Genomic DNA, 23,393 nt, shown 5'->3' on the forward strand with positions numbered 1-23,393 from the left:
CATCGATCAATGGTGGCAACGATCGACATCGAGACCGCGGACGGCGTTGTCCGCGGTCACCGCGGTCGCCGTGTTGTGCGCTGGCGCTCACTGCCGTACGCCGCGCCGCCGGTGGGAGACCTGCGATTTCGCGCTCCACAGCCGGTGCGGCCGTGGACCGGGGTGCGCACCGCCACCGAGTTCGGCTTCGCGTCCATGCAACACAGGGCGGGCGCCCGCATCGGCCCGAGGGCCTATCAGCCGACCAGCGAAGACTCGCTGACACTGAATGTCACCGCGCCCGCCACGCCGTCCGTCGGCCTTCGACCGGTGCTGGTGTTCATCCACGGCGGCGGCTACCTGATCGGCACCTCGGCGCTGGCGCTGTATTCGGGTGCGCGGCTCGCGCTGCGCGGCGACGCGGTGGTGGTGTCGCTGAACTATCGGCTCGGCGCCTTCGGTTACGTCGACTTCAGCGCCTTCGGCACGCCGCAGCGACCCTTCGACGCCAACCTCGGCCTGCGCGATCAGGTCGCCGCGCTGGAATGGGTGCGGCGCAATATCGCCGAGTTCGGCGGTGACCCGGACAACGTCACGATCTTCGGCGAATCCGCGGGCGCACACGCCGTGCTCGCCCTGCTCGCCACCCCCGCCGCCAGCGGACTGTTCCACCGCGGCATCGCTCAGAGTCCGCCCGCCGATTGGGCATTGAGCGCCGAGGACGCCGCGGCCTTCGCCCGACGCTGCCTCGATACCCTCGGCGCCGATCCCGCCGACGCGGCCCGCGCGCTGATCGAGGCGCCCGCCAACGACATTCGCCGGGCCGTCGACCGCACGAGCAACGTGGTGCTGAGCGAGCGTCCTGGCCTGTTCCCCATCTGCCCGGTGGTGGACGGCGACTACCTGCCGCGATCCCCGGTCGACGCGATCTCCGCGGGCGCGGCGCACCGAGTGCCGCTCGTCATCGGCACCAATCGCGACGAGGGCGCGCTGTTCGCGCGGTTCGCCGACAAACTGCCCACCAATCCGAGGCGCTTGCACGCCATGTTCGCCCGCGCCGGTGGGGAGTTCGAGGCCAGGGTCACGGCGGCCTATCCGGGTTACCCGCAGCCTCGGGCCGCGGTGCGCATGGGGGGTGACTACGTCTTCTGGCGTCCGTCCGTCACGGTGATGGAAGGGCACAGCCGTCACGCGCCGACCTATGCCTACCGCTACGACTTCGCCCCGCGCGCATTGCGACTCGCTGGTGTCGGCGCGACCCACGCCAGCGAGCTGATCCCGGTCTTCGGCGCCGCCGACAGCCCGATCGGGCGTGCCTTCACCGCGGCGGGCGGCCGCCGCGGCCTGCTCGCGGTGACCGAGCAGTTCCAGGACAACTGGCTGTCCTTCGCCCGCACCGGCGCGCCGCTGCCGTCCTGGCCCGCCTATACCGAGGACGCCAGAACCACGCTGGTCATCGACGACCCGACCCGGCTCGAGCACGACCCGGACCGCGCGAAACGACTGGCCTGGCACGGTATTCGCGTGCCGACCCTGACCTGACGGCCGGGCTCACTTCAACAGTCGCGACATCCGGCGGTCGGCGAGCACCTTGCCGCCGGTCTGGCAGGTCGGGCAGTACTGGAAGGACCGTTCGGCGTAGGAGACCTCGCGGACGGTGTCGCCGCAGACCGGGCAGGGCAGCCCGGTGCGCGCGTGAACCCGCATGCCCGAACGCTTCTCGCCCTTGAGCCGCGCCGCGTCCTGGCCGACCGAGCGCTGGACCGCGTCGGTGAGCACGGTGCGCATCGCCTCGTACAGCTGCGCGATCTTCTCCGCGGGGAGCGTCTTCGTGTTCGCGAACGGCGAGACCTTGGCCGTGTGCAGGATCTCGTCGGAGTAGGCGTTGCCGACGCCCGCCAGCAGCGACTGGTCGACGATCGCCGTCTTGATCCGCTGCGAGGCGCCGTGCAGGATCTCGGCGAACTGCGGCTCGGTGACGTCGAGCGCGTCCAGTCCGAGCCGTGCGATGCCGGGCACCATCTTCGGATCCTCGACGATGTACACCGCGAGCCGCTTCTTGGTGCCCGCCTCGGTCAAGTCGAACGCGGGTGTGGCGCCCTCGGGCGTGAAGAAATGCACCCGCAGCGCGAGCGGGCTCTTGCCGCCCGGTTTCGGCGGTGTGGGGCTCGGCTCGTCGATCCAGCGCAGCCAGCCGCCGCGGGACAGATGGGTGATCAGCCAGAGTCCCGAGCAGTCCATGCCGAGGAACTTGCCCCAGCGGTCGGCGCCGGTGACGTCCCGCCCGGACAGCGCCGTCACCGGCGGATCGAACGTCTTGACCGCGCTGAGCGCGGCGACGTCGACACGCCCCACCACCGCGCCGACCGCGTGTTCCCGGAGGAACTGCGCCAACGCCTCCACTTCCGGTAGCTCGGGCACGCGTCCCAGGCTACCCGGGGCCACCGACAGTCGCGGCGGACGAAAAGATCAGTCGCGGCGCAACAGATAGATGTCCATGATCCAGCCCTTCGCGGCCCGCAGCTGGTCCCGCCGCCGCAGGATCTCGTCCTGCACCTCGCGCAGCGGACCCTCGACGAGCGTCTCGTCGGGCATGCCGAGATAGGCGCCCCACCAGATGTGCACGTCGTCACCCGGCACCTCGGTGAAGGAGCACTCGCCGTCCAGCATGACCAGCGTCGAGCCGGGGCCGAGCCCGTCCTCGCGCAGCCGCCGGCCGGTGGTGACGTGCACCGGCTCGCCGATCCGGTGCAGCACCACGCGATGCCGCGCGGCCAGCGCCTGCGCGCTGGTCACCCCGGGGATCACCTCGTAATCGAAGGTGGTCCGCCCGCTGTCGAGCACCAGCTCCACCATGCGCAGGGTGCTGTCGTAGAGCGAAGGATCGCCCCACACCAGGATCCCGCCGACGCCTTCCTCGGCCGCGAAAGCCTCCGCGAGCAGCGTGGCCCTGCGCTCGTGCCAGTCCGCGACGACACCGCGATAGTCGGCGGGATCGCGGTCGCGCGGCGGGTCGGCGATCTCGACGACCCGGTAGGGCCGCTCGACGTGCTCCGCCAGGATCGTGGTCCGCACGTCGAACAGCTCCTGCTTCTCGACGCCTTTGGCGATCACGAAGAACGTGTCGACCTGCCGCATGGCTTTGATCGCCTGCACCGTCACCTGGTCGGGGTCGCCCGCACCGATGCCGATCACGAAGAGCTTGCGCATGTGCCTGAGCTTGCCAGCATCCCGCCGCCGCGCGGCAATCACACCGCCCGCGCGGCGGCAATCCGGGCGCAGGTCCGCGCACGCACGGACAGTAAGCTTGCGACTCGTGGCGACGGATACGCAGTACGAGGATTTGCTCCGGCTGGTGCTCGAGGCCGGGACGGCGAAGGCGGATCGCACCGGCACGGGTACCCGCAGCGTGTTCGGCCACCAGCTGCGCTACGACCTCGCGGCGGGCTTCCCGCTGATCACCACCAAGAAGGTGCACCTCAAGTCGATCGTGTACGAACTGCTGTGGTTCCTGCGCGGCGAGTCCAACGTCGGCTGGCTGCGCGAGCACGGCGTCACGATCTGGGACGAGTGGGCGGACCAGCAGGGCGAACTAGGCCCCGTCTACGGCGTGCAGTGGCGTTCCTGGCCGACCCCCGACGGCGCGCACATCGACCAGATCACCCAGGTGCTCGACACCTTGCGCACCGATCCCGATTCGCGGCGCATCATCGTCTCCGCGTGGAACGTCGCCGAGCTGAACAAGATGGCGCTGGCCCCGTGCCACGCGTTCTTCCAGTTCTACGTGGCCGACGGCAAACTGTCCTGCCAGCTGTACCAGCGCAGCGCGGACCTGTTCCTCGGCGTGCCGTTCAACATCGCCAGCTACGCGCTGCTCACCCACATGGTGGCGCAGCAGGCCGGGCTGGGGCTCGGCGACTTCATCTGGACCGGCGGCGACTGCCACATCTACGACAACCACGTCGAGCAGGTCACCGAGCAACTCGGCCGCGCGCCCTACCCGTTCCCCGAGCTGCGCCTTCGCCGGGCGCCGAGCCTGTTCGACTACACCTACGAGGACGTTGAAGTGGTTGGCTACCAGCACCATCCGGCGATCAAGGCGCCGGTGGCGGTATGATCGCGGCCGTGCGCACTCGCACCATCGGCCTGATCTGGGCCCAGACCCCCGACGGCGTGATCGGCTTCGAGAACACCATCCCCTGGCGCGTTCCCGAGGACATGGCCAACTTCCGCACCGTGACCTGGGGCCATCCGGTGATCATGGGCAGGCGCACCTGGGATTCGCTGCCGCCCAAGTTCCGCCCGCTGGCCGGGCGCCGCAACATCGTGGTCACCAGGCAGGCGAACTGGTCGGCGGCGGGCGCCGAACGCGCCGGTTCGCTGTCCGAGGCGCTGCAACTGAGCGCACCGGATCCGGTGTGGATCGCGGGCGGCGGCGAAATCTACCGCGCCGCCATGGATTTCGCGACCGAGCTGGTGGTGACCGAGGTGGAGATCAGCGTCCAGGGCGACGCGCACGCCCCCACCATCGGTCCGGAGTGGCACGCCGACGAACCCGAGGAATGGCGCACGTCCGCCACCGGGCTGCGCTTCCGCATCCGCCGGTATCTGCGCCGCGCCGACGTCTGAGGGCGCTCGCGGGCAACACGCCGCTGACGGGGCAGGCCCGGCAAACCCGGCACGCGGGCGGCCCCGTTCGGGCATACTCCTGGATATGCGGCGGTGCGGACCATCGTCCGTCCGAGCGCACCGAGCCGGTGACACCAGCCCTGCACCGGCGGATGTGACGCGAAAGGCAGTCCATGGACAAGAAATCCCTGACCGCGGTCGCTCGCCAGCAATTGAAATTGGCCGCAACTGCCACCAGCGGGCGAAGCTCACAGACCATCTACGGCGGCCACGCCCACACGCTGCGCCAGACCGTCGTCGGCCTCACGGCGGGCCAGAGCCTGGCCGAACACGACAACACGGGCGATGCCACCCTGCTGGTGCTCACCGGCACCCTGACCTTGATCAGCGGCGCGAACGAATGGAAGGGCTCGGCGGGTGACCTGCTCGTCATCCCCAAGGCGCGGCACAGCGTGAAAGCGGTCGACGACGTGGCGTTTCTGCTGACCGTCGCGAAGTAGACCGGAGCCGTTCAGCCCGGGTTTCGCCGGGCGTGGCCGGGTGCGCCGACCGACCGGCTGTGGCCGCACCATTACTCTGTTGATCATGGGTGAGCCGCAGCCGATCCTCGAACCGCTCACACCGGCCGCGATCTTCCTCGTCGCCACCATCGACGAGGGCGGAGAAGCGGCGGTGCGCGATCTGCTCGCCGACCTGCCCGGTTTGCGCCGTTCGGTCGGCTTCCGCCTGCCGGGGGCCGGGTTGAGCTGTGTCGCGTCGATCGGCTCGGACGCGTGGGACCGCTTGTTCGCGGGGCCGCGGCCCGCCGAGCTGCATCCGCTGCGCGAGTTCGTCGGCGCGCACCATCGGGCGCCGTCCACGCCGGGCGATCTGCTGTTCCACATCAGGTCCGAGGTGCACGACGCCTGTTTCGAGCTGGCGATGGTGATCGGCGACCGGCTCGCGGGCGCCGCGACCATCGTCGACGAGACCGTCGGCTTCCGTTATTTCGAGCAGCGCGACCTGCTCGGTTTCGTGGACGGCACCGAGAATCCCGAGGGCTCGTCCGCGGTGAGCGCCGCCCTGATCGGCGACGAGGACCCCGAATTCGCCGGTGGCAGTTACGTCATCGTGCAGAAGTACCTGCATCCGCTCGACGAGTGGCGCGCGCTCACGGTCGAGGAGCAGGAGAAGATCATCGGCCGCACCAAGCTGGACGATTTCGAGCTCTCCGACGAGGACAAGCCCGCCGATTCGCACGTCGCGGTGAACACCCTGGTCGACGCGGACGGCAACGAACGCCAGATCGTGCGCGCCAACATGCCGTTCGGCAGCGTGCGCGAGGGCCAGTTCGGCACCTACTACATCGCTTACGCGGCCACCCCGAGCGTCACCGAGACCATGCTCTCGCGGATGTTCGAGGGCACCGAAGAGGCTGCCTACGACCGCATCCTGGACTTCTCGGTCGCGGTCACCGGCACGCTGTTCTGCACGCCGCCACTGGATTTCTTCGACGACCTGCCGCCCGCGCCGGACGCGGCGGCCGCCGAAGAGACGGGCGGGGAATCTCTGCCGCGCAATGACGTTGATATGCCCGACGTCGATATGTCCGCCGTGGCGGGCGACGGCTCACTCGGTATCGGCACGTTGAAAAGGAGCACGCTGTGAACAACCTCCATCGCGAACTCGCGCCGATCACCTCCGAGGCATGGACGGCGATCGAAGAAGAAGCCACCCGCACCTTCAAGCGGCACATCGCGGGCCGCAGGGTGGTCGACGTGTCCGGCCCGCACGGCGCCTCCTACTCCGCCGTCGGGCTCGGCCGCACCACCCCGATCGACGCGCCGGACGAGGGCGTGCAGGCGCGCCAGCGCGTGGTCGCGCCGCTGGTCGAGTTGCGCGTGCCGTTCACGCTCTCGCGCGAAGAACTCGACAACGTCGAGCGCGGCGCCAAGGACACCGATCTGGATCCGGTGAAGGAGGCCGCGCGGCGCATCGCGTTCGCCGAGGACCGCGCCATCTTCGAGGGCTATCGGGGCGCGAACATCACCGGTATCCGGGCGAGCTCGTCGAACGAGCCGATCCAGGTGCCCACCGATCCGCGCCTGGTCCCGGAGGCCGTCGCGCAATCGCTGAGCGCGCTGCGCCTGGCCGGCGTCGACGGACCGTACTCGGTGCTGCTCAGCGCCGACCTCTACACCGCGGTGAGCGAGACCTCCGACCACGGTCATCCGATCCGCACTCACATCGAGCGCCTCATCCCGGAGGGCGAGATCATCTGGGCGCCCGCCATCGACGGCGCGTTCGTGCTGACCACCCGCGGCGGCGATTTCGATCTGAGCCTCGGCCAGGACCTCTCGATCGGTTACCTCTCGCACGACGCCGACTCGGTGCGGCTCTACTTCCAGCAGAGCTTGCAGTTCCTGGTCTACACCGCGGAGGCGGCGGTCGCACTACACGCCTGATGGCTGCGCGCCTCCCGCTCCGGCCGCCGAACGAGCAGGTACGGTGAGCCCGTAAGTCCCCGGGAGGCGAGACAGAATGACGATGGTGCGCGCGGGCGTGGTCCCGACTCGACGAGCCATGCTGTACGGCGTGCTCGGCATCGCGGTGACCGTTCTGGTGTGCGCCGCGATCGTCACCGGTTTCGGGCTGAATCGGGTGTTCACCGGCCTGCTCGCGGGCGGCGTCGGCGGCATCGCGTTGCTGGTGGCGCTCTTCGGGCGGGACGCGATCGTGCTCACCGAGGGCGCCATCTATCGCCGCACGCCGTGGGCGGAGTCCAGCATCGCATGGGACAGGGTGATCGCGGGCCGATTCGCGCTCGACGACCGGGCGCGCTGGTCGCTGGCGCTCGATCTGGCGGGCGGCGACGAGCAGCACGGCGAACTGGTGCTGCTGTCCATCCCGCCGGTGATCCGTCCCGTGTCGGGCGCGTACGACCTGCGCAAACGCGATCAGGTGAATCAGATACGGGAGATGCTGCGCCACAAGCAGGTTCCGGTGACGGTCTTGCCGGAGATCGCCGGTGCGCTGAGTACGCACTGGAACGTCGCACCGCCGACGCGCTGAACCCACCGGCGAACGAACCGGTCGCGCCGTTCTTCCGCCATGGCGGCGAACACGGATGACGAGCACCACCCGCGTCGTATACGTTGACTGCTGTGTCGATGATGAAGGGCGCCAACGTTGCGGTGCCGATGTCCGCGGTCCGCATCGAGCTGGGGTGGCAATCGGGCCCGGGAATTCCGGACGCGGACGCTTCGGCTTTGCTGCTGGTCGGCGGAAAGGTCCGCTCCGACAACGACTTCGTTTTCTACAACCAGCCGCAGCACCCGTCGGGCGCCGTCCGGTACGAGGGTAAGCAGCAGGGGCCGACGGTGCTCGACGTGCTGTCGGTGCAGCTGGCGCAGGTCGAACCGCAGATCGACACCATCGTCGTCGCGGCCTCCGCCGACGGTGGCACCTTCGGCCAGTTCCGCGGCCTGTACGTGCGGGTGCTCGACGCCACGAACGGCGCCGAGGTGGCCCGCTTCGACAGCACCGACGCCACCACCGAGACCGCGTTCGTGCTCGGCGAGCTGTACCGCCGCCAAGGCGCGTGGAAGTTCCGCGCGGTCGGCCAGGGTTACGCCTCCGGATTGGCCGGGCTGGCGACCGATTTCGGCATCAGCGTCGATGACGCTCCGGCGCCCGCGGCGCAGCAGCCGACGCCGCCGCCCGCGCCGACCCAGCAGTTCACGCCGCCGCCGACCCAGCAGTACGCGCCGCCTCCCCCGCCGCAGCAGCAGCCGTACGCGCCGCCTCAACAGCAATACGCACCGCCGCCTCAGCAGCAGCAATACGCACCGCCGCCATCGCAATTCGCACAGCAGCAGTACGCTCCCCCGCCTCCGCAGCAGCAGTATGCGCCGACCCCTCCGCAGCAGCAGCAATACGCTCCTCCGCCGCCTCCGCAAGGCGGCGGCGCGCCGGTGAACATGAGCAAGATCTCGCTCACCAAGGAAGCACCCTCGGTCTCGCTCACCAAGCAGGGCGCCACTCGCGGCACCATGCGGATCAACCTGAACTGGACCAGCCAATCCCACCGCGGCGGCGGCCTCTTCGGCAGGCGTCGCGGCGGAGGCGGCTTGGATCTGGATCTCAGCTGCTTCTTCGAGCTGGCCGACGGCCGGATCGGTTCGGTGCGCGCGCTGGACCGCTCGTTCGGCGCCCTCGATCGCCCGCCGTTCATTCAGCTGGACCAGGACGACCGCACCGGCAGCAGCGCCACCGGTGAGAACTTGGACATCAACCTGGATTTCACCGCCCAGTTCCGCCGCATCCTGGTCTTCACCTCGATCTACGAGGGCGCCAACGATTTCCGCGGCGTCCACGCCACCGCGACGCTCTACCCGCTGAACTGCCCGCCGATCGAGATGATGCTCGACGGCTGCGCGGACGACTCGCGCGACGCGGTGCTCGCGCACATCGAGAACATCAACGGCGAGCTGGTCGTCCGCCGCGAGGGCACCTTCGTCCGCCCGCCCGCGGGCAGGCCCGGCGCGGGCGTCATGGAGATCGCGCGGATGTACAACTGGGACTTCGGTTTCAAGGCCGGTCGCGGCAAGGGCTGACCCACCGCGGCCTAGTCCGCGGCGAGCCGCTCCAGCAGCAGAGCCGCGTCGGAGCGCGCCTCCTCCAGATCACCGGCCCAGCCGAGCATGCGCAGCGCGGCGTCGGGGATGGTCTGTTCGGCGTAGGCGGGCGCGCGGCCCTCGTCGGACCGGATGCTGATCACCGTCTCGACGAGCCGGAACGGCAGCACCTCCGCGCCGGGAATCCCCGCCGCGCCCGCGCCTTCGATGACGGACTCGGCCAATGTCTCATAGTGCCCGCGCAATTCGTCGCGGCGAAGGCGGAACGCCGCGAAGCGCTCGGTGCGCAGCTCGGGAAGCAGGTACAGCGCACCGAGATTCCAGCGCGCCGCGCAGAGCTGCCGCACGTCGAACCAGGCCAGCGCGTACAGGCGGGTGGGCGCGGGGTCCGCGTCGGCGCGCAGGCGTTCGGCGAGTTCGAGTGGGGCGGCGATGGTTTCGGTGAGCAGCGCGTCGAGGATGTCGTCCTTGGCGGCGAAATGGTGGTACAGGGAGGCCTGGCGGATGCCGACGGCGTCGGCCACCGCCCTGGTCGAGGTGTTGGCGTAGCCGTTGGTGGTGAACAGTTCGCCCGCCGCGTCCAGGATTTCCGCGCGCGGCGTGTGACCGCGGCGAGGTCGCTGTTCCACACGGGGACGGCCGGGACCGAGGTTTGCCACCTGCCCATTCTGGCACCGCGACCGACGGCGACGGTCGGCGCCATCGGCAGCCGTCATCCGACGGAGAGGTTTCTGTCACTTGATAGAAACTCAGGCAACGCAGAAGTTACCGGCGTTGCCGCAAGCGATACACGGCGGACATCGAAACCGCGATCGCGAGCGCAAAACTGTCATGCGATAGGTATTGGCCGCACGCCGAAGGACACCGCCCATGGCCACAACAGTCGCTCCGACTCCGCCCTCCGACGCCAACGTCGACAGCGCCGACCTCGCCAGTTTCGGCTATCGGCCCGTTCTCCACCGCAAGCTGGGCCGCTACGCCTCGTTCGCGGCAGGCTTCTCGTTCGTCTCGATCCTCACCACGATCTTCCAGTTCTTCGGCTTCGGCTACTCGTTCGGCGGCGCCGCCTTCTTCTGGACCTGGCCGATCGTCTTCGCCGGGCAGTTCCTCGTCGCGCTGAATTTCGCCGAACTGGCCGCCCGCTACCCACTTTCCGGCTGTATCTACCAGTGGTCGCGGCGGCTCGGCGGCGAGCTCGTGGGCTGGTTCGCCGGCTGGATGATGGTCGTCGCGCAGATCGTCACCGCGGCCGCGGCCGCCATCGCGCTCCAGGTGGTGCTGCCGACGATCTGGAGCGGATTCCAGATCGTCGGCGAGGACACCGCGCTCACCTCCGCATCCGGCGCGACCAACGCGGTGCTGCTCGGCAGCATCCTGCTCGTCGTCACCACCACGATCAACGTCATCGGCATCGACCTGATGGCGAAGATCAACTCCATCGGCGTCACCATCGAGATCGTCGGCGTCGCGGCGATCATCGGCCTGTTCTTCGTGAACAGCGAACGCGGCCCGGGCGTCGTGCTGCACACCGACCAGGCCGCGCCAGGACCGTACTGGGCCGCGTTCCTCGTCTCCGGGCTGATGGCCGCCTACGTGATGGTCGGATTCGATTCCGCCGGTGAGCTTTCCGAGGAGACCAAGAACCCGCGCCGGGTCGCGCCGCGCACCATTCTCACCGCGCTGTCGGTCTCCGCGCTGGGCGGCGGGCTCCTGCTGCTCGGCGCGCTGATGGCGGCGCCGAGCCTGGACGACGGCGCGCTGGCCACCGAGGGCCTCGCCTACGTCCTGACCTCGAAGCTGGACAGCCCGGCGGGCAAGGTGCTGCTCGGCTGTGTCGCCGTCGCGATCATGGTGTGCACACTGGCGATTCAGACCGCGGGCTCACGGCTCATGTTCTCGATGGCCCGCGACGGCAAGCTGCCCTTCGCCAGGCAGCTCGCCGCGGTGCACCCCCGCTACGGCACACCGGTGCCGCCCGCGGTGGTGATAGGCCTGCTCGGAATCATGCTGCTGGTGGTCAATCTCGGCAACGCCGCGATCTTCGCCACCCTCGCCAGCGTCTGCATCGTCTCGCTGTACCTGGCCTACTTGCTGGTCACCGTGCCGCTGCTGATCCGGCGGCTGCGGGGCTGGGGTCACACGGACGAGGTCGCCGACGAATCGCTGTTCACGCTGGGCCGCTTCGGGATTCCGGTCAACGCGCTGGCGGTCGTGTGGGGCGTCGTCATGGTGATCAACCTGGCCTGGCCGCGCGCCGAGGTGTACACGCCCAACGGCGGAGGCTGGTGGATGCTTTGGGCCGCACCGCTTTTCGTGCTCGCCGTGGCCACCGTCGGCGCGATCGTGCACCGGGTCGTCGTCGCCGCACCGCGCACCGCGTCGACCGGAGAGCCCGCCGGGCAACCGGCCTGACCACGTTCGTTCCGTGCGCGGCGGTCCGGCGACCGACCGCCGCGCACGGGTTCCCTTCGAAAGGACTCCGATGACCGAGCCAAGCAACCCCGAGCACGCGGGCACCGCCTCCACCGGGGGCGCCCGCTCACACGCTCGCGCCCAGGCCGCGGCCGCGACCCTCGCCCGGCCTGACCTGCCCTCCGAGGTGCCTGCCGGGAAGATCACCTGGTCGCAGCGCATTCCGGCGGGCGGCTACGCCAATGTCGTCCTCGGCCGCGGCACCCGCGTCCGGCTGACCGACCCCGCCGGGTCCGCGTGCGCCCACGTGCTGCTGCTGCGCGCCGACGCACCGTGGGAGCGGCTGAACGTCGCCGACACCGTGAAAGTGCCGTGGCAGGCGTACCTTTCGACAGGGCATCCGCTGCTCACCGATCAGGGCCGGGTGCTGGGCACCGTGCTGGCCGACAGCTCGGGTCACCACGACACCCTGTGCGGGCCCACGCCCGAGGCCCGCGACCTGCTGCGCCTCGCGGGCGCCAAACAGGGTCTCGCGCCGCGCGATATCGCCCCGAGCCTCTCGTTCTTCCGCGGCGTGCGTGTAGCGCCCGACGGCGCGCTGAGCGCGACGGGCAGCGCGCCCGCGGGCTCCTCGGTGGACCTGCTCGTCCACCTCCCCGCGGTGCTGCTGGTTGCCAACGCGGCGCACCCGCTCGACGAGCGCGCGACCACCGACCTCGACATCGTCGCCTGGTCCGCACCCAAAGACCTGACCGCGAACCACAACGGCGACCCGGAATACCTACGGGCCGTGCAGAACACCGAAGCGGCCTGGACGGCCATGACCCTGGAGATGACGGCATGACCCCGACCCTGTCCCGGACCGTCGTGCTCGACGAGACCGTGCGCGCCCGCGCGCCGTGGTCGGCGATCGTCCGCGCGGGCGAGCGACTGGAGATCATCGACCTGCACGGCAACCAGGCGGTGGACTGCCTGCTCTACTCCGCCGCCGACACCGCCGACCGCTACAGCGCCCAGGCCACCGTCGCCGCCCAGCGCAACATCTTCCTGACCACGGGCAGTGTGCTGCTGACCGAGGCGGGCACCGCGCTGATGACGGTGGTCGCCGACGAGGTGGGCAACCACGACACCATCGCGGGCGCCTGCTCGCAGGAGTCCAACACCCTTCGCTACGGACACCACACCCGTCACCAGCACGCCTGCGTGGAGAACTTCCTCGTCGAGGCGATGAAATGGGGCCTCGGCAAACGGGATCTGGTGTCGAACATCAACTGGTTCATGAACGTCCCGGTGGAACCCGACGGCACCCTCGGCATCGTGGACGGGTTGTCCGCGCCGGGCAAGAAGGTCACGCTGCGCGCCGAGATCGACACCTTGGTGCTGGTGTCCAACTGCCCGCAGATCAACAACCCGTGCAACGGTTTCGACCCCACACCCGTGCGCATGGTGATCACGCGATGACGGTCGTCGAGATTCCCGCCCCCGCGCCGGAACCCGAGATCGCCGAGGCGCCGGCCGCGTCCGTCGAAGTGGTGCGGCCCGGAATGCTCGTCACCGTGCAGGATTGGCCGGGCCGCGTCGGCTACTGGCACGTCGGTGTTCCGCCGTCCGGACCGATGGACGACCTGTCCTTCCGGCTCGGCAACCGGGTGCTCGGCAACGCCGAGGGCGCGGCGGGACTGGAATGCACGCTCGGCGGGCCCGCGCTCCGGTTCGCCACCGCGACATGGGTGTGCGTGACCGGCGCACCGGCGGATGTGACAGTGGACGGCGTGCCCGTCGAGCAGTGGCGGACGGTCCTGGTGCCCGCGGGCGCCGTACTGGAGATCGGCGCGATTCGCGGACCTGGCATGCGCACCTACGTGCTGTTGGCCGGCGGTATCGAGCTACCCGAATATCTCGGCAGCACCGCCACTTTCACTCTCGGCCGGTTCGGCGGCAGCGCGGGCGGGGCGCTGCGCGCCGGGGAGATCCTGCCGTTGGGCGCAGCGCGCGCACCCCTCGCGACCGCCGTGCCCGCCGACGACCGCCCGGTGCTGTCGCAACGCTGGGAACTGGCCGTCACCGAGGGACCGCACGGCGCACCGGAGTTCTTCACCCGCGCCGACTTCGACACCGTCATCGGCACCGATTACGAGGTGCACTTCAACTCCGACCGCACCGGTGTGCGGTTGATCGGTCCCAAGCCGGAGTGGGCGCGCACCGACGGCGGGGAAGCGGGCCTGCACCCGTCCAACATCCACGACACTCCGTATTCCGTTGGTGCGCTTGACTTCACCGGTGACACCCCGATCCTGCTCGGTCCCGACGGTCCGAGCCTCGGCGGCTTCGTCTGCCCGGTCACGGTGGTCGCGGCCGAGCGGTGGAAGCTGGGCCAGCTCAGCCCCGGCGACAAGGTGCGCTTCGTGCCGGTGCGCCGTGAGCACGCCGCCTCGCTGCGCGATCTCGGTCCTGGCCGTCGCGCCTCGTGGCCTTCGGTGCTTTCGCCGGGCGGCGACGGCGACGACGGTGTGCTGCGCCGCGCCGAGGTGGACGCGGAGACCGCGGTGACGTATCGCCGGGCCGGTGACGACGGCGTGCTCGTCGAATACGGTGCGATGACCTTGGATCTCGGCTTGCGTGCCCGCGTGCACGCGTTGCACCAGCACCTGCTGGCGGCGAACCCGCGCGGAGTGCTGGAGCTGACGCCGGGTGTGCGGTCCCTGCAGATCCGCGTCGATCCGCACGTCCTGTCCGTGCCCACGCTGCTGGGGCTGCTCGCCGAGGCCGAGCGGGAGCTGCCCGCGGGCACTGATCTCGTGGTGCCGAGCCGCACCGTGCACCTGCCGCTCTCCTGGGACGACCCCGCCACCAGGGAGGCGATCACCCGCTACATGCACGGCGTGCGCGCCGACGCGCCCTGGTGCCCGTGGAACATCGAGTTCATCCGCCGCATGAACGGTCTTGCCACGGTGCAGGACGTCTACGACACCGTCTTCGATGCGCAGTACCTGGTGCTCGGACTCGGCGACGTCTATCTCGGCGCCCCGGTGGCCACCCCGATCGATCCGCGCCACCGCCTGGTGACCACCAAATACAACCCCGCCCGCACCTGGACGCCGGAGAACGCGGTCGGCATCGGCGGCGCGTATCTGTGCATCTACGGCATGGAAGGGCCGGGCGGTTACCAGTTCGTCGGACGCACCACCCAGGTGTGGAACCACGCCGCCACCGAAATGCCTTGGCTGCTGCGCTATTTCGACCGCATCAGCTGGTATCCAGTGAGCGCGGAGGAATTGCTCGACATGCGAGCCGATTTCGCCGCGGGCAAGGTGGAGGTGCGCGCCGAGGAGGGCGAGTTCCGGCTCGCCGACTACCGTGCGTTCCTCGCCGACAATGCCGCCGACATCGACCGCTTCCGCGCGACGCAGGCGAAAGCCTTTGCCGCCGAGCGTGACTCGTGGCGGCGTGCGGGCGAGCTCGGCGTGGACTGAGCGGCGCGCCTCACCAGCCGAGCAGTTCGGCCAGGTCGATCCACTCGTCGCCCCAGCACTGTTCGATCGCGCGGCGCTGCGATTCGGGCTGCTCGGGTGACCAGCCGCAGCGCCGCCAGAAGGCCTCTCGATGTTCCTGCGTCATCCGCAACGGCTCAGTCATGGCGATCGCTCCTGCTCACCGCGGTCCTGCCCATCGATTGTGCGCCACAGTGGACACCGCCGGACGCGGTTCGCCGATAGCCGCGCACGGCCGCGGTGAAGGCGGGTATACGCCTGTTCCGGCGGCGACATGCCGGAACCGGGGTAGCGGAAACATTTTTCGGCGAGTTCAGCGCAGGTCGCGGAAGAACGCCCGCACGTCGTCGGTGAGCAGCTCCGGCTCCTCCAGCGCGGCGAAATGTCCACCGCGATCCACGTCGGTCCAGCGGGTGATGGTGTTCTCCCGCTCGTCGTAGCGATGGATGGCGACGTCGTGGGCGAACACCAGAACACCCGTCGGCACACCGGAGTTCACCTTGGTCGCGCCCCACGGCGCGTCCTGCGCGTAACCGACGTAGGCCGCGGAGCCCGCCGTTCCGGTGAGCCAGTACAGCATCGCGTTGGTCAGCAGGCGGTCCCGGTCGATGATCTTGTCCGGTTCCACCGCGCGCGGATGCGTCCACTCGCGGAATTTGTCCATGATCCAAGCCAATTGGCCGACCGGCGAATCCGTGAGCCCGTACGCGAGGGTCTGGGGGCGGGTGGACTGGATCGCGATGTAGCCGAACTCCTCGTTCATGAACGCCTCGATCCGGCGGATACGGTCCCGCTCCACGTCGGAAAGCTCGGCGAGCTCCTGCTCCGAGAGCGGGAGCGCGGGGAACGCGCCCGTGCCGCCGTTGGTGTGCACGCCGACCACCCGGTCCGGCGCCACCCGCGCGACCTCGGGACTGACCGCCGCGCCGATATCGCCGCCCTGCACGCCGTAGCGGTCGTAGCCGAGCCTGCGCATCAACTCCGCCCAAGCCCGCCCGACGCGCTCGACGGTCCAGCCGGATTCGCGCACCGGGCCGGAGAATCCGAACCCGGGCAGCGCGGGGATGACCACGTGGAACGCGTCGGCGGGATCGCCGCCGTACGCCTTCGGATCGGTCAACGGGCCGATCAGATCGAGGAATTCGACCACCGATCCGGGCCAGCCGTGCGTGAGCAGCAGCGGGAGCGCGTCCTGCTCGGGCGAGCGGACGTGCAGGAAGTGGATCGTCTGTCCGTCGATCTCGGTGCGGAATTGCGGATGCGCGTTGAGTTCGCGCTCGGCGGCGCGCCAGTCGTAGCCGGTGCGCCAGTGCTCGACCAGCGAGCGCAGCCACGCGGTGGGCACGCCGGTGTCCCAGTCGTCGCCCGGCAGCGGCTCGGGCCAGCGCACCGCGTCGAGCCGTCGGTGCAGGTCGTCGAGCTGCTGCTGCGGGATGTCGATGCGGAATTCGGTGATCTCGAAGGTCATGAGAACGACGATAGGAGCCACCTAGGACAGCTTCGGCCCTAGGTTTCGGGCAGACTTGCTCGCATGTTGGAAACCTCCGCCCGGCTGCTGCGCCTGCTGTCGCTGCTGCAAACCCCGCGCGACTGGACCGGGGCAGACCTGGCCGCCCGCCTCGAGGTCGACGTGCGCACCGTCCGCCGCGACATCGACAAGCTGCGGGCTCTCGGCTATCCGGTGCAGGCGACCGCGGGCGTGGCGGGATACCGGCTCGGCGCGGGCGCGAAGCTGCCGCCACTGCTGCTCGACGACGACGAGGCGGTGGCCGTCGCGGTCGGCCTGCGCACCGCCGCGGGCGGCACCATCGCCGGTATCGAGGACAGTTCGCTGCGCGCGCTCACCAAGCTCGAGCAGGTGCTCCCCTCCCGGTTGCGACATCGCGTGCAGCTACTGCACTCGGTGACGGTCACCGTCCCCGCCGCGGGCGCGACGGTCGATCCCGACGTGCTCACCGCCGTCGCCGCCGCCATCCGCGACCAGCACCGGCTGCGCTTCGACTACCGAAACCATGAGGGCGCGAGCTCTTTACGCACCGCCGAACCGCACCGGCTGGCGCACACCGGCCGCCGCTGGTACCTCATCGGCTGGGACGTCGATCGCGACGACTGGCGCACCTACCGGGTCGACCGGATGCACCCGCGCATCCCCACCGGGCCGCGGTTCACGCCGCGCGAGGCGCCCGAAATCGATCTGTCGGGCTACATCTCGCGAGGCGTGACGACCGCGCCCTACCGCTACGCCGCCCGCATCACCCTGGGCGTGCCTGCGGCGGTGGCTGCGGACCGCATCGCGCCGACGGTCGGCGTCATCGAGCCGATCGATGCCGAAAGCTGCCTGCTGCGAACGGGTTCCAACTCGCTCGATGAACTCGCCGTGTACGTGGCGCTGTTCGACTTCCCCTTTCGGGTGCACGAGCCGCCCGAGCTCGTCGAGCGCGTCCGCACGCTGGCCGAGCGCTTCGCGGACGCGGTCTCCTGATCCGCCGCACCGGGTTCAGGGGTGAACCGGGACGCCGACCTGCGCCGCGCCTACCGCACGCGCGACGCTGTCGATGCTCGCGCGCGACGTCATCGAGCTGTTCAACGGGCCGCTCGCATCCGAGCGTGCACGGCCGACGATTGCGGCCTGCTCTTCATCGACACCTCCCGCCCCGGCCACCGCCGCTGGTACTCGATGGAGCGCTGCGAACCTCACGAAGCTTCGCCGGCACCGGGCCTGCTGACGACGAGCACCGTCTTGCCCTGAGCATGCCCCTCGGCGACATGGGAGATCGCGGCCACGGCGTCGCGCAACGGATATTCGCGCTCGATCACCGGGCGTAGCTTGCCGCTCTCGACGAGTTCGGTGAGGAATTCCAGATCGGCTCGCCGCGGCTTCATCAGCAGCGGGCGCATGGTCTGCCGGATGAAAAGGTCGGCTACGACCACCCGGCCGATCCAGAGCACCGGACCGATCCAGTCGCCGCCCGGCGAGCCCGCCGAGGACACGAAGACGCCTTCGGGCGCGAGCACCTTGCGGCAGTCGGCGAGGCCGCGGTTGCCGACCAGGTCGAGCAGCACGTCGTAGCGTTCGCCCGACTGCACAAAATCCGTAGTCGTGTAGTCGATCACACGATCAGCGCCGAGGCCGCGCACGAACTCGACGTGACGCGTGCTGCACACCGCTGTCACCCGCGCGCCGAGCGCCTTGGCGATTTGCACGGCGAAGCCACCGACCCCGCCGGAGGCGCCGTTGATCAACACCGACTGTCCGGCGCGCACACCGCCGACATCGCGCAGACCCTGGAGCGCTGTCATGCCCGAATCCGGCACGGCGGCAGCCTGTTCGAAGGAGAGACCGGCGGGTATCGGCGCGAGGGTGGCGGCGTCGACACAAACGTATTCGGCGAACGCTCCGAAATCCGTTGCACCGTATACCCGATCCCCGATCCGGAACGAGGTGACCGCCGATCCGACGGTCACCACCTCACCCGCGAGATCGTGGCCGATCACCGGATGCTTGGGCTTGCGCACCCCGAAGCCCATCAGCCGGATGAGATACGGCTTGCCGGTGAGCAGGTGCACGTCGCCCGAGGCTACGGCGGCCGCCCTGACCCGGACCGAAACCTCGTGCGGGGCGGGCTCCGGGCGCGGTACCTCCTCGACGCGCAAGACGTCACTCGACCCGTAGCGCGGCGCGACAATCGCGGTCATCACGTCCCGACCGGTCACTGTGCGCGGGCTCGACGATTCCGACATGGCGGTTACCACCTCTACTTACACCGTAAGTGCTACAGCTCGAACGCTACGCTTACGGTGTAAGTCCGTCAAGGGAGAGCGATCGATGACCAAGCCCGCCGAGCGCGCCCGGCTCACCCGCGAGCGTGTCCTGCGCGCCGCCGTCCGCCTCGCCGACGAGCAGGGACTCCACGCGCTGTCCATGCGCAAGCTGGCCCAGACCCTCGGCGTGGAGGCGATGTCGCTGTACAACCACGTCGCGAACAAGGACGACCTGCTCGACGGGATCGCGGATCTGGTGGTCGCCGAGATGGCGGCGCCCGAGATCGGCGGGGACTGGAAGGCGGCGCTGCGCACCCGCGCCGTGTCCGCGCACGAGGCGCTGCGCCGCCACCCCTGGGCGACCGGACTGATCGGCTCGCGGGTGAACGTCGGCCCGGCGATGCTGCGCTACATCGACGCCACGCTCGGCTGCCTGCGCGCCGCCGGTTTCACCTACCAACAGGCGGACCGGGCCTGGAACGCGATGGACGCGCACATCTACGGGTTCACCCTGCGGGAGTCGACCTTTCCGCTGGAGCCTTCCGAATACGTCGCGGCGGCAACCTATTTCCTGCCGCGCATTCCGGAATCGACGCACCCGCACATGAACGCGCTCACCAGGCTGGTCATCGACGGCGTGCACGACGGCATCGCGGAGTTCGAATTCGGCCTCGAGCTCGTCCTCGACGGACTCGAGCGCCTACGGGAGGCGGCCGAGTAAGCCGTCAATCGGTGCGCGCGGTGGCGTCCGGGTTCGTGGCATCGCGGACGATCCGCAGCGCGGTGGTCAGCGCTTCGAGTTGTTCCGGCGCGAGCAGACCGGTGAACCAGCGCTGAATCGCGTCGAGATAGTCCGGCAGCACCTGTTCGAGGCGGCGCACACCGGCGTCGGTCAGCACCGCGCGAGCGCTGCGACGGTCGGCCGGGTCCAGCACGCGCTCGACCAGTCCCGCCGCGGACAGCCGGTCGACCAGCCGGGTGACGCCGCTGGTCGACAGCGAGGTCTGCGTCGCGAGGTCGGTCATGCGTAGTCGCCGTTCGGGGGAACGGCTCAGGCGAAGCAAAGCGTTGAGGTCCAAGCCGGAGAGGCCACTCGACTTCCAGGTCGGCTCCAGCTTGGCGAGCAGGCCGTCGTGCGCCTCGTAGAGCAGGCCCATCGCGGTCAGGCGCGGATCGTCGAAGAGGTCGGGCTCGTCCATGACCCGGACTCTACCGGATGTATTTGACGCGCGGATAGTTGACGGGAGGAATACATTGGAGTAGATATATGACAACGCAATATTCCTCGCGTCAACAACTTGGGAGTTCTCATGTCATCGCAAGCCACCGGATGGGTCGCAGGCTTCCGCTCGGCCGTGATCAGCCCGTACGAGCGGATCAAGCTCACCGATTCGCACGAATTCACCGATCAGACCCTGCGCCAGGTGCTGCATATGGCGGGCGGCGGCGAGCAGATCCGCGTTCGCCTGACCAACCGCTACGGACGGACCCCTCTCGTCATCGGGGCCGCCCGGATCGCGCTGCGCAAGACCGCCGACGAGATCGTCCAAGAGACCGACCGCGAAGTGCGGTTCGCCGGAGCGGCGCGGGTGACCGTGCCCGCGGGCGGCGAAGTGCTCAGCGATCCGATCGACCTCGCGGTGGACGCGGGCGACGATCTGCTGTTCAGCCTCTACCTGCCGGAGCCGACCGGGCCCGCGACGTTCTCGCACATGCCCACCGAAATCGCCTACGCCGCGAGTGGCGATCACACCGGCGCGACCGGCATGCCCGACGCGCAAGAGATTCCCTGCCGCTTCTTCGTGAGCGGCGTCGACGTCCTCGCGCCCGCCGGGACCGACATCGCGGTCGCCTTCGGGGATTCGTGGTTCGAGGGCGTCGGCAGCACGCTCGGCGCCAACCGCCGCTCGGTCGACGTGCTCAACGAGCGCACGCGACGCGGCTGGGTGGTGAACCAGGGCATCGGCGGAAACCGGCTGCTCACCGAGGAGATCGGCGAACGCGGCCTGGACCGGTTCGCCCGCGACGCCCGCGACGTCCCCGGCGTGCGCCACGTGCTGATCCATTTCGGCATCAACGACCTGATCCTCGGCGGCATGGGCGGCCAAGCGCCCGCCACCGCAACGGAACTCATCGAGGGATTCACCGAACTGGCTCGCCGCGCGCACGCCGCCGGGCTGACCATCCACGCGGCCACCATCGGTCCTTACGCGGGCTGCATCTACCCTGGCCTCCCTGTCGCCGAGACCCTGGCCACTCGGCACGCCGTGAACGAATGGATCCGGGGCACGGACGTTTTCGACTCGGTCTTCGACGTGGACCGCGCCGTCGCCGATCCGCAGCGGCCGGACTACATCCGGCCCGAGTTCGACAGCGGTGACGGCATGCACCTCAACGACGCGGGCGCGCGAGCGATGGGCGAGTCCGTCGACCTGGCGAAGATCTTCGGGTAGCCGGATCGCGCACGGCCGCAGCCGGTTTCAGCTCGGCGATAGTCCGCGTAGCACGATCTCGACGCCGCCGCGGAATTCGTCGTCGACCGACATCGTCCGCGCCCGGCTCGCCGTCTGCACCAGCAGCGGGAAGTCGTCGGTGGCCAGCGCCGCGATGGTCGCGGTGCCCGGCCCCGCGATCGAGGCGTAGTGCTCGTTCTGCAGGAAGCCGAGCAGGAAGCCGACCACCGTGCGCTGCGCGATCACCCGCTCCCGGCCTGCGAAGCCCGCGTCGGTGAGCACGGTCAGCATGGCCTCCATCCAGTGCAGCGACGCGGCGGAGGACTGGCGGTGCCGCAAGATCAGCGGCACCACGGCGGGATGGGCCGCGACGGCGGCCCGCATCCGCGTCAGCAGGACCACGGCCCTGGCTCGCCAGTCCTCCCCCTCCGGGGGCACGGTCTCCATGGCTCCGAGCACCCGATCGACCACCAGCACCTCGAGCTGATCCCGGTCTGCGACATAGCGATACAGGCCCATGGTGGCGACGCGCAGTTCCTTCGCGACGGCCCGCATGGTCAGTCCTTCGAGCCCGTCGCGGTCGATGACGGCGAGGGCGGCGTTCCCGAGATCGTCGGTGGTCAGCGAACGAGGACGTGGCATGGGTTGACAGCGTACAAGGTACGCGCATACTGGTCGTAGGCGTACGTCGTACACTTACGAAGGAGAGACCATGTCACTGCCGACTTCCGTCGCCGCGCGCACCTTGCGGACCATCACCGGCGTCGAGGTACCGATCCCGGACCCCGATTGCCTCGTTCACCTGCAATTCCGTCGTTTCGCGGGCTGCCCGGTATGCAACCTGCACCTGCGTTCGATCGTCACTCGCCGCGCCGAGATCGCCGCGGCGAACATCCGCGAGGTGATCGTCTTCCACTCGCACGCGGAGGAACTGCGCAAGTACACCGACGATCTGCCGCTCGACGTCATCGCCGACCCGGACCGCATCCTCTACCGCGAGTTCGGCGTCGAGACCTCACCGCGCGCCCTGCTCGACCCGCGCGGCTGGCCCGCCATCGCCCGCGCTGTCGCGCACGACCTGCGCGCCATGCTGCGCCGCGACCGTCCCGCTCCCCCGAGCCGGCCCGACGGCGGCCCGCTCGGCCTGCCCGCGGATTTCCTCATCGCCCCCGACGGCCGAGTGCTGGCCGCCAAGCACGGGACGCACGTCTACGACCAGTGGTCGGTCGACGAACTGCTGGCGCTCGTGCCCGCCGAGCAGCTCCGGTGACGGCGATCGCCGAGCCGCAGGCTGCCTCGCGCACGGCCGGAGCCGCGCAGCCACGTGTCGTCAGGGCGGGCGCGCTGCTGAGCGCCGGACGGCTCGCAAGCGCGTTCGGTTACGGCGCCATCGACTACGCATTCGAGAAGGGGACACACTCGTGATGACCATCGAGCTGTTCGTGACCGCGGGCGTCCTCGACGCCGAGCGCAAACACGCACTCGCCGAACGCATCCTGTACGCACTGACCACCGAGGACGACGCGCCGGACACGGTGCTCGACAAGGCGCGCGAACTGACCCACGTGCTCGTCCGGGAGCCGGACGTGTGGGCGACGGGCGGACCCGCCGCACCGCGCTACCTCGTACGTCTCACCGTCCCCGGTTCGTGGAGCAACAACCCGCGATTCGCCGACCACGTCGTGCCGATGATCACCGAGGCGATCGCGGCGACCGAGCCCGATCCGGAACGCCTCACCCGCGAACCGCACTGCGTGATCCAGATCGTCGGCCTCCGCGAACGCGGTCTCGCCGCTCTCGGCCGCCCCCTCACCGGCACCGAGATCACCGAGCTGATGACCGAGGACTACCGCAACTCCGGCGAAACCCGGGAAGCCCCCGAGGGTTTCGCCATCGACCCGATCTGCGGCATGACCGTCGAATTGGCCACCGCGGAGCTGACTCTCACCCACAACGGCACCTACTACGCCTTCTGCGCCCCCACCTGCCGCAAACTCTTCACCGAGGAACACGCGATCCCCGCCTGACCAGACCGGTGGCCCCGAAATTCT

The 23,393-nt window shown here is 69.6% G+C and carries 27 protein-coding genes; 19 read left to right on the forward strand and 8 right to left on the reverse strand.

Features of this window, described 5'->3' with window-relative positions; all coding sequences use genetic code 11:
* The first annotated feature begins 9 nt into the window (after positions 1 to 9).
* Positions 10 to 1,521: a carboxylesterase/lipase family protein gene (locus AC3ERS_RS08145; RefSeq protein ID WP_431965090.1), complete on the forward strand. Its 1,512-nt coding sequence runs from the start codon at positions 10 to 12 to the stop codon at positions 1,519 to 1,521.
* 9 nt (positions 1,522 to 1,530) lie between these two features.
* Here the strand turns inward: AC3ERS_RS08145 and AC3ERS_RS08150 are convergent, their stop codons facing one another.
* Together AC3ERS_RS08150 and cobF are read right to left on the reverse strand one after the other, a co-directional pair.
* Positions 1,531 to 2,400: an Fpg/Nei family DNA glycosylase gene (locus AC3ERS_RS08150; protein ID WP_431965092.1), complete on the reverse strand. Its 870-nt coding sequence runs from the start codon at positions 2,398 to 2,400 to the stop codon at positions 1,531 to 1,533.
* Positions 2,401 to 2,448: 48 nt separating this feature from the next.
* Positions 2,449 to 3,189 carry a precorrin-6A synthase (deacetylating) gene (cobF, locus tag AC3ERS_RS08155; RefSeq protein ID WP_431965095.1) on the reverse strand — a complete coding sequence of 247 codons (741 nt, stop codon included), beginning with the start codon at positions 3,187 to 3,189 and terminating at the stop codon, positions 2,449 to 2,451.
* Between the two features lie 106 nt (positions 3,190 to 3,295).
* On the opposite strand from cobF, the gene AC3ERS_RS08160 reads away from it, so the two are divergent.
* From AC3ERS_RS08160 to AC3ERS_RS08190, 7 genes are all read left to right on the forward strand, one after another.
* Positions 3,296 to 4,096: a thymidylate synthase gene (locus AC3ERS_RS08160; protein WP_431965097.1), complete on the forward strand. Its 801-nt coding sequence runs from the start codon at positions 3,296 to 3,298 to the stop codon at positions 4,094 to 4,096.
* Positions 4,093 to 4,608, forward strand: coding sequence for a dihydrofolate reductase (locus tag AC3ERS_RS08165; RefSeq protein ID WP_431965099.1), 516 nt, complete (start codon positions 4,093 to 4,095; stop codon positions 4,606 to 4,608). Before AC3ERS_RS08160 ends, AC3ERS_RS08165 begins: the two co-directional genes overlap by 4 nt.
* Before the next feature lie 173 nt (positions 4,609 to 4,781).
* Entirely contained in the window at positions 4,782 to 5,108 is a 327-nt protein-coding gene (locus AC3ERS_RS08170) for a cupin domain-containing protein (RefSeq protein ID WP_431965101.1), read from the forward strand.
* Between the two features lie 85 nt (positions 5,109 to 5,193).
* On the forward strand, positions 5,194 to 6,255 hold the full coding sequence (locus AC3ERS_RS08175) for a Dyp-type peroxidase (protein WP_431965103.1): 1,062 nt from the start codon (positions 5,194 to 5,196) through the stop codon (positions 6,253 to 6,255).
* Entirely contained in the window at positions 6,252 to 7,052 is an 801-nt protein-coding gene (locus AC3ERS_RS08180) for a family 1 encapsulin nanocompartment shell protein (protein WP_431965105.1), read from the forward strand. The genes AC3ERS_RS08175 and AC3ERS_RS08180 overlap by 4 nt, the downstream gene beginning before the upstream one ends.
* A gap of 76 nt (positions 7,053 to 7,128) precedes the next feature.
* Positions 7,129 to 7,659, forward strand: coding sequence for a hypothetical protein (locus tag AC3ERS_RS08185; protein ID WP_431965107.1), 531 nt, complete (start codon positions 7,129 to 7,131; stop codon positions 7,657 to 7,659).
* Between the two features lie 98 nt (positions 7,660 to 7,757).
* A complete protein-coding gene (locus AC3ERS_RS08190; RefSeq protein WP_431965401.1) occupies positions 7,758 to 9,203 on the forward strand; it encodes a TerD family protein in 1,446 nt (481 codons plus the stop codon).
* Between the two features lie 11 nt (positions 9,204 to 9,214).
* On the opposite strand, the gene AC3ERS_RS08195 is transcribed toward AC3ERS_RS08190, so the two are convergent.
* Positions 9,215 to 9,883 (reverse strand): TetR/AcrR family transcriptional regulator, encoded by a 669-nt coding sequence (locus tag AC3ERS_RS08195; protein WP_431965109.1) that lies wholly within the window; start codon positions 9,881 to 9,883, stop codon positions 9,215 to 9,217.
* A gap of 211 nt (positions 9,884 to 10,094) precedes the next feature.
* Between AC3ERS_RS08195 and AC3ERS_RS08200 the strand changes: the two genes are divergently transcribed.
* The 4 genes from AC3ERS_RS08200 to AC3ERS_RS08215 all read left to right on the forward strand — a co-directional run bounded on the left by AC3ERS_RS08200 (position 10,095) and on the right by AC3ERS_RS08215 (position 15,109).
* Positions 10,095 to 11,636, forward strand: coding sequence for an amino acid permease (locus AC3ERS_RS08200; protein WP_431965111.1), 1,542 nt, complete (start codon positions 10,095 to 10,097; stop codon positions 11,634 to 11,636).
* Between the two features lie 70 nt (positions 11,637 to 11,706).
* Entirely contained in the window at positions 11,707 to 12,480 is a 774-nt protein-coding gene (locus tag AC3ERS_RS08205) for a DUF1989 domain-containing protein (protein ID WP_431965113.1), read from the forward strand.
* Complete coding sequence (locus AC3ERS_RS08210) at positions 12,477 to 13,097, forward strand: urea amidolyase associated protein UAAP2 (RefSeq protein ID WP_431965115.1); 621 nt, start codon at positions 12,477 to 12,479, stop codon at positions 13,095 to 13,097. The genes AC3ERS_RS08205 and AC3ERS_RS08210 overlap by 4 nt, the downstream gene beginning before the upstream one ends.
* Positions 13,094 to 15,109 carry a 5-oxoprolinase/urea amidolyase family protein gene (locus AC3ERS_RS08215; RefSeq protein ID WP_431965117.1) on the forward strand — a complete coding sequence of 672 codons (2,016 nt, stop codon included), beginning with the start codon at positions 13,094 to 13,096 and terminating at the stop codon, positions 15,107 to 15,109. The genes AC3ERS_RS08210 and AC3ERS_RS08215 overlap by 4 nt, the downstream gene beginning before the upstream one ends.
* A 10-nt stretch (positions 15,110 to 15,119) precedes the next feature.
* Here AC3ERS_RS08215 and AC3ERS_RS08220 read toward each other — a convergent pair whose 3' ends face one another.
* Both AC3ERS_RS08220 and AC3ERS_RS08225 read right to left on the reverse strand, forming a co-directional pair.
* Positions 15,120 to 15,272: a hypothetical protein gene (locus AC3ERS_RS08220; protein ID WP_431965119.1), complete on the reverse strand. Its 153-nt coding sequence runs from the start codon at positions 15,270 to 15,272 to the stop codon at positions 15,120 to 15,122.
* 168 nt (positions 15,273 to 15,440) lie between these two features.
* A complete protein-coding gene (locus AC3ERS_RS08225) occupies positions 15,441 to 16,595 on the reverse strand; it encodes an epoxide hydrolase family protein (protein WP_431965121.1) in 1,155 nt (384 codons plus the stop codon).
* A gap of 63 nt (positions 16,596 to 16,658) precedes the next feature.
* Here AC3ERS_RS08225 and AC3ERS_RS08230 point away from each other — a divergent pair, with 63 nt between their 5' ends.
* The gene (locus AC3ERS_RS08230; RefSeq protein ID WP_431965123.1) at positions 16,659 to 17,609 is read left to right on the forward strand and encodes a helix-turn-helix transcriptional regulator; all 951 of its coding nucleotides are present in this window, start codon (positions 16,659 to 16,661) and stop codon (positions 17,607 to 17,609) included.
* 21 nt (positions 17,610 to 17,630) lie between these two features.
* Complete coding sequence (locus AC3ERS_RS08235; protein WP_431965125.1) at positions 17,631 to 17,876, forward strand: CGNR zinc finger domain-containing protein; 246 nt, start codon at positions 17,631 to 17,633, stop codon at positions 17,874 to 17,876.
* Here the strand turns inward: AC3ERS_RS08235 and AC3ERS_RS08240 are convergent.
* Positions 17,822 to 18,868, reverse strand: coding sequence for an NAD(P)-dependent alcohol dehydrogenase (locus AC3ERS_RS08240; RefSeq protein ID WP_431965127.1), 1,047 nt, complete (start codon positions 18,866 to 18,868; stop codon positions 17,822 to 17,824). The genes AC3ERS_RS08235 and AC3ERS_RS08240 overlap by 55 nt on opposite strands.
* Positions 18,869 to 18,953: 85 nt before the next feature.
* On the opposite strand from AC3ERS_RS08240, the gene AC3ERS_RS08245 reads away from it, so the two are divergent.
* Positions 18,954 to 19,610 carry a TetR/AcrR family transcriptional regulator C-terminal domain-containing protein gene (locus AC3ERS_RS08245; RefSeq protein ID WP_431965129.1) on the forward strand — a complete coding sequence of 219 codons (657 nt, stop codon included), beginning with the start codon at positions 18,954 to 18,956 and terminating at the stop codon, positions 19,608 to 19,610.
* A 4-nt stretch (positions 19,611 to 19,614) separates the two neighbouring features.
* Here the strand turns inward: AC3ERS_RS08245 and AC3ERS_RS08250 are convergent, their stop codons facing one another.
* Positions 19,615 to 20,088 carry a MarR family winged helix-turn-helix transcriptional regulator gene (locus AC3ERS_RS08250; protein ID WP_431965131.1) on the reverse strand — a complete coding sequence of 158 codons (474 nt, stop codon included), beginning with the start codon at positions 20,086 to 20,088 and terminating at the stop codon, positions 19,615 to 19,617.
* Positions 20,089 to 20,199: 111 nt separating this feature from the next.
* On the opposite strand from AC3ERS_RS08250, the gene AC3ERS_RS08255 reads away from it, so the two are divergent.
* Complete coding sequence (locus AC3ERS_RS08255; RefSeq protein WP_431965133.1) at positions 20,200 to 21,342, forward strand: GDSL-type esterase/lipase family protein; 1,143 nt, start codon at positions 20,200 to 20,202, stop codon at positions 21,340 to 21,342.
* Between the two features lie 27 nt (positions 21,343 to 21,369).
* On the opposite strand, the gene AC3ERS_RS08260 is transcribed toward AC3ERS_RS08255, so the two are convergent.
* Positions 21,370 to 21,984 (reverse strand): TetR/AcrR family transcriptional regulator, encoded by a 615-nt coding sequence (locus AC3ERS_RS08260; RefSeq protein WP_431965135.1) that lies wholly within the window; start codon positions 21,982 to 21,984, stop codon positions 21,370 to 21,372.
* Positions 21,985 to 22,054: 70 nt separating this feature from the next.
* On the opposite strand from AC3ERS_RS08260, the gene AC3ERS_RS08265 reads away from it, so the two are divergent.
* The 3 genes from AC3ERS_RS08265 to AC3ERS_RS08275 are packed head-to-tail and all read left to right on the forward strand — an operon-like array spanning position 22,055 to position 23,369.
* Positions 22,055 to 22,612 (forward strand): peroxiredoxin-like family protein, encoded by a 558-nt coding sequence (locus AC3ERS_RS08265; protein WP_431965137.1) that lies wholly within the window; start codon positions 22,055 to 22,057, stop codon positions 22,610 to 22,612.
* Positions 22,609 to 22,767 (forward strand): hypothetical protein, encoded by a 159-nt coding sequence (locus AC3ERS_RS08270; RefSeq protein ID WP_431965139.1) that lies wholly within the window; start codon positions 22,609 to 22,611, stop codon positions 22,765 to 22,767. Before AC3ERS_RS08265 ends, AC3ERS_RS08270 begins: the two co-directional genes overlap by 4 nt.
* Positions 22,767 to 23,369, forward strand: a complete 603-nt coding sequence (locus AC3ERS_RS08275) for an ATPase (RefSeq protein ID WP_431965141.1) — start codon at positions 22,767 to 22,769, stop codon at positions 23,367 to 23,369. The genes AC3ERS_RS08270 and AC3ERS_RS08275 overlap by 1 nt, the downstream gene beginning before the upstream one ends.
* Positions 23,370 to 23,393 lie beyond the last annotated feature (24 nt).

This window comes from Nocardia sp. bgisy134, from assembly GCF_057708325.1.

Bases quoted from the DNA above. Each gene is read 5' to 3' on its own strand.
- AC3ERS_RS08145 (WP_431965090.1), top strand. From the start codon at position 10: ATGGTGGCAACGATCGACATCGAGACCGCGGACGGCGTTGTCCGCGGT.
- cobF (WP_431965095.1), bottom strand. From the start codon at position 3,189: ATGCGCAAGCTCTTCGTGATCGGCATCGGTGCGGGCGACCCCGACCAG.
- AC3ERS_RS08165 (WP_431965099.1), top strand. From the start codon at position 4,093: ATGATCGCGGCCGTGCGCACTCGCACCATCGGCCTGATCTGGGCCCAG.
- AC3ERS_RS08170 (WP_431965101.1), top strand. From the start codon at position 4,782: ATGGACAAGAAATCCCTGACCGCGGTCGCTCGCCAGCAATTGAAATTG.
- AC3ERS_RS08175 (WP_431965103.1), top strand. From the start codon at position 5,194: ATGGGTGAGCCGCAGCCGATCCTCGAACCGCTCACACCGGCCGCGATC.
- AC3ERS_RS08185 (WP_431965107.1), top strand. From the start codon at position 7,129: ATGACGATGGTGCGCGCGGGCGTGGTCCCGACTCGACGAGCCATGCTG.
- AC3ERS_RS08190 (WP_431965401.1), top strand. From the start codon at position 7,758: ATGATGAAGGGCGCCAACGTTGCGGTGCCGATGTCCGCGGTCCGCATC.
- AC3ERS_RS08200 (WP_431965111.1), top strand. From the start codon at position 10,095: ATGGCCACAACAGTCGCTCCGACTCCGCCCTCCGACGCCAACGTCGAC.
- AC3ERS_RS08205 (WP_431965113.1), top strand. From the start codon at position 11,707: ATGACCGAGCCAAGCAACCCCGAGCACGCGGGCACCGCCTCCACCGGG.
- AC3ERS_RS08210 (WP_431965115.1), top strand. From the start codon at position 12,477: ATGACCCCGACCCTGTCCCGGACCGTCGTGCTCGACGAGACCGTGCGC.
- AC3ERS_RS08215 (WP_431965117.1), top strand. From the start codon at position 13,094: ATGACGGTCGTCGAGATTCCCGCCCCCGCGCCGGAACCCGAGATCGCC.
- AC3ERS_RS08220 (WP_431965119.1), bottom strand. From the start codon at position 15,272: ATGACTGAGCCGTTGCGGATGACGCAGGAACATCGAGAGGCCTTCTGG.
- AC3ERS_RS08225 (WP_431965121.1), bottom strand. From the start codon at position 16,595: ATGACCTTCGAGATCACCGAATTCCGCATCGACATCCCGCAGCAGCAG.
- AC3ERS_RS08230 (WP_431965123.1), top strand. From the start codon at position 16,659: ATGTTGGAAACCTCCGCCCGGCTGCTGCGCCTGCTGTCGCTGCTGCAA.
- AC3ERS_RS08240 (WP_431965127.1), bottom strand. From the start codon at position 18,868: ATGTCGGAATCGTCGAGCCCGCGCACAGTGACCGGTCGGGACGTGATG.
- AC3ERS_RS08245 (WP_431965129.1), top strand. From the start codon at position 18,954: ATGACCAAGCCCGCCGAGCGCGCCCGGCTCACCCGCGAGCGTGTCCTG.
- AC3ERS_RS08250 (WP_431965131.1), bottom strand. From the start codon at position 20,088: ATGGACGAGCCCGACCTCTTCGACGATCCGCGCCTGACCGCGATGGGC.
- AC3ERS_RS08255 (WP_431965133.1), top strand. From the start codon at position 20,200: ATGTCATCGCAAGCCACCGGATGGGTCGCAGGCTTCCGCTCGGCCGTG.
- AC3ERS_RS08260 (WP_431965135.1), bottom strand. From the start codon at position 21,984: ATGCCACGTCCTCGTTCGCTGACCACCGACGATCTCGGGAACGCCGCC.
- AC3ERS_RS08265 (WP_431965137.1), top strand. From the start codon at position 22,055: ATGTCACTGCCGACTTCCGTCGCCGCGCGCACCTTGCGGACCATCACC.
- AC3ERS_RS08275 (WP_431965141.1), top strand. From the start codon at position 22,767: ATGACCATCGAGCTGTTCGTGACCGCGGGCGTCCTCGACGCCGAGCGC.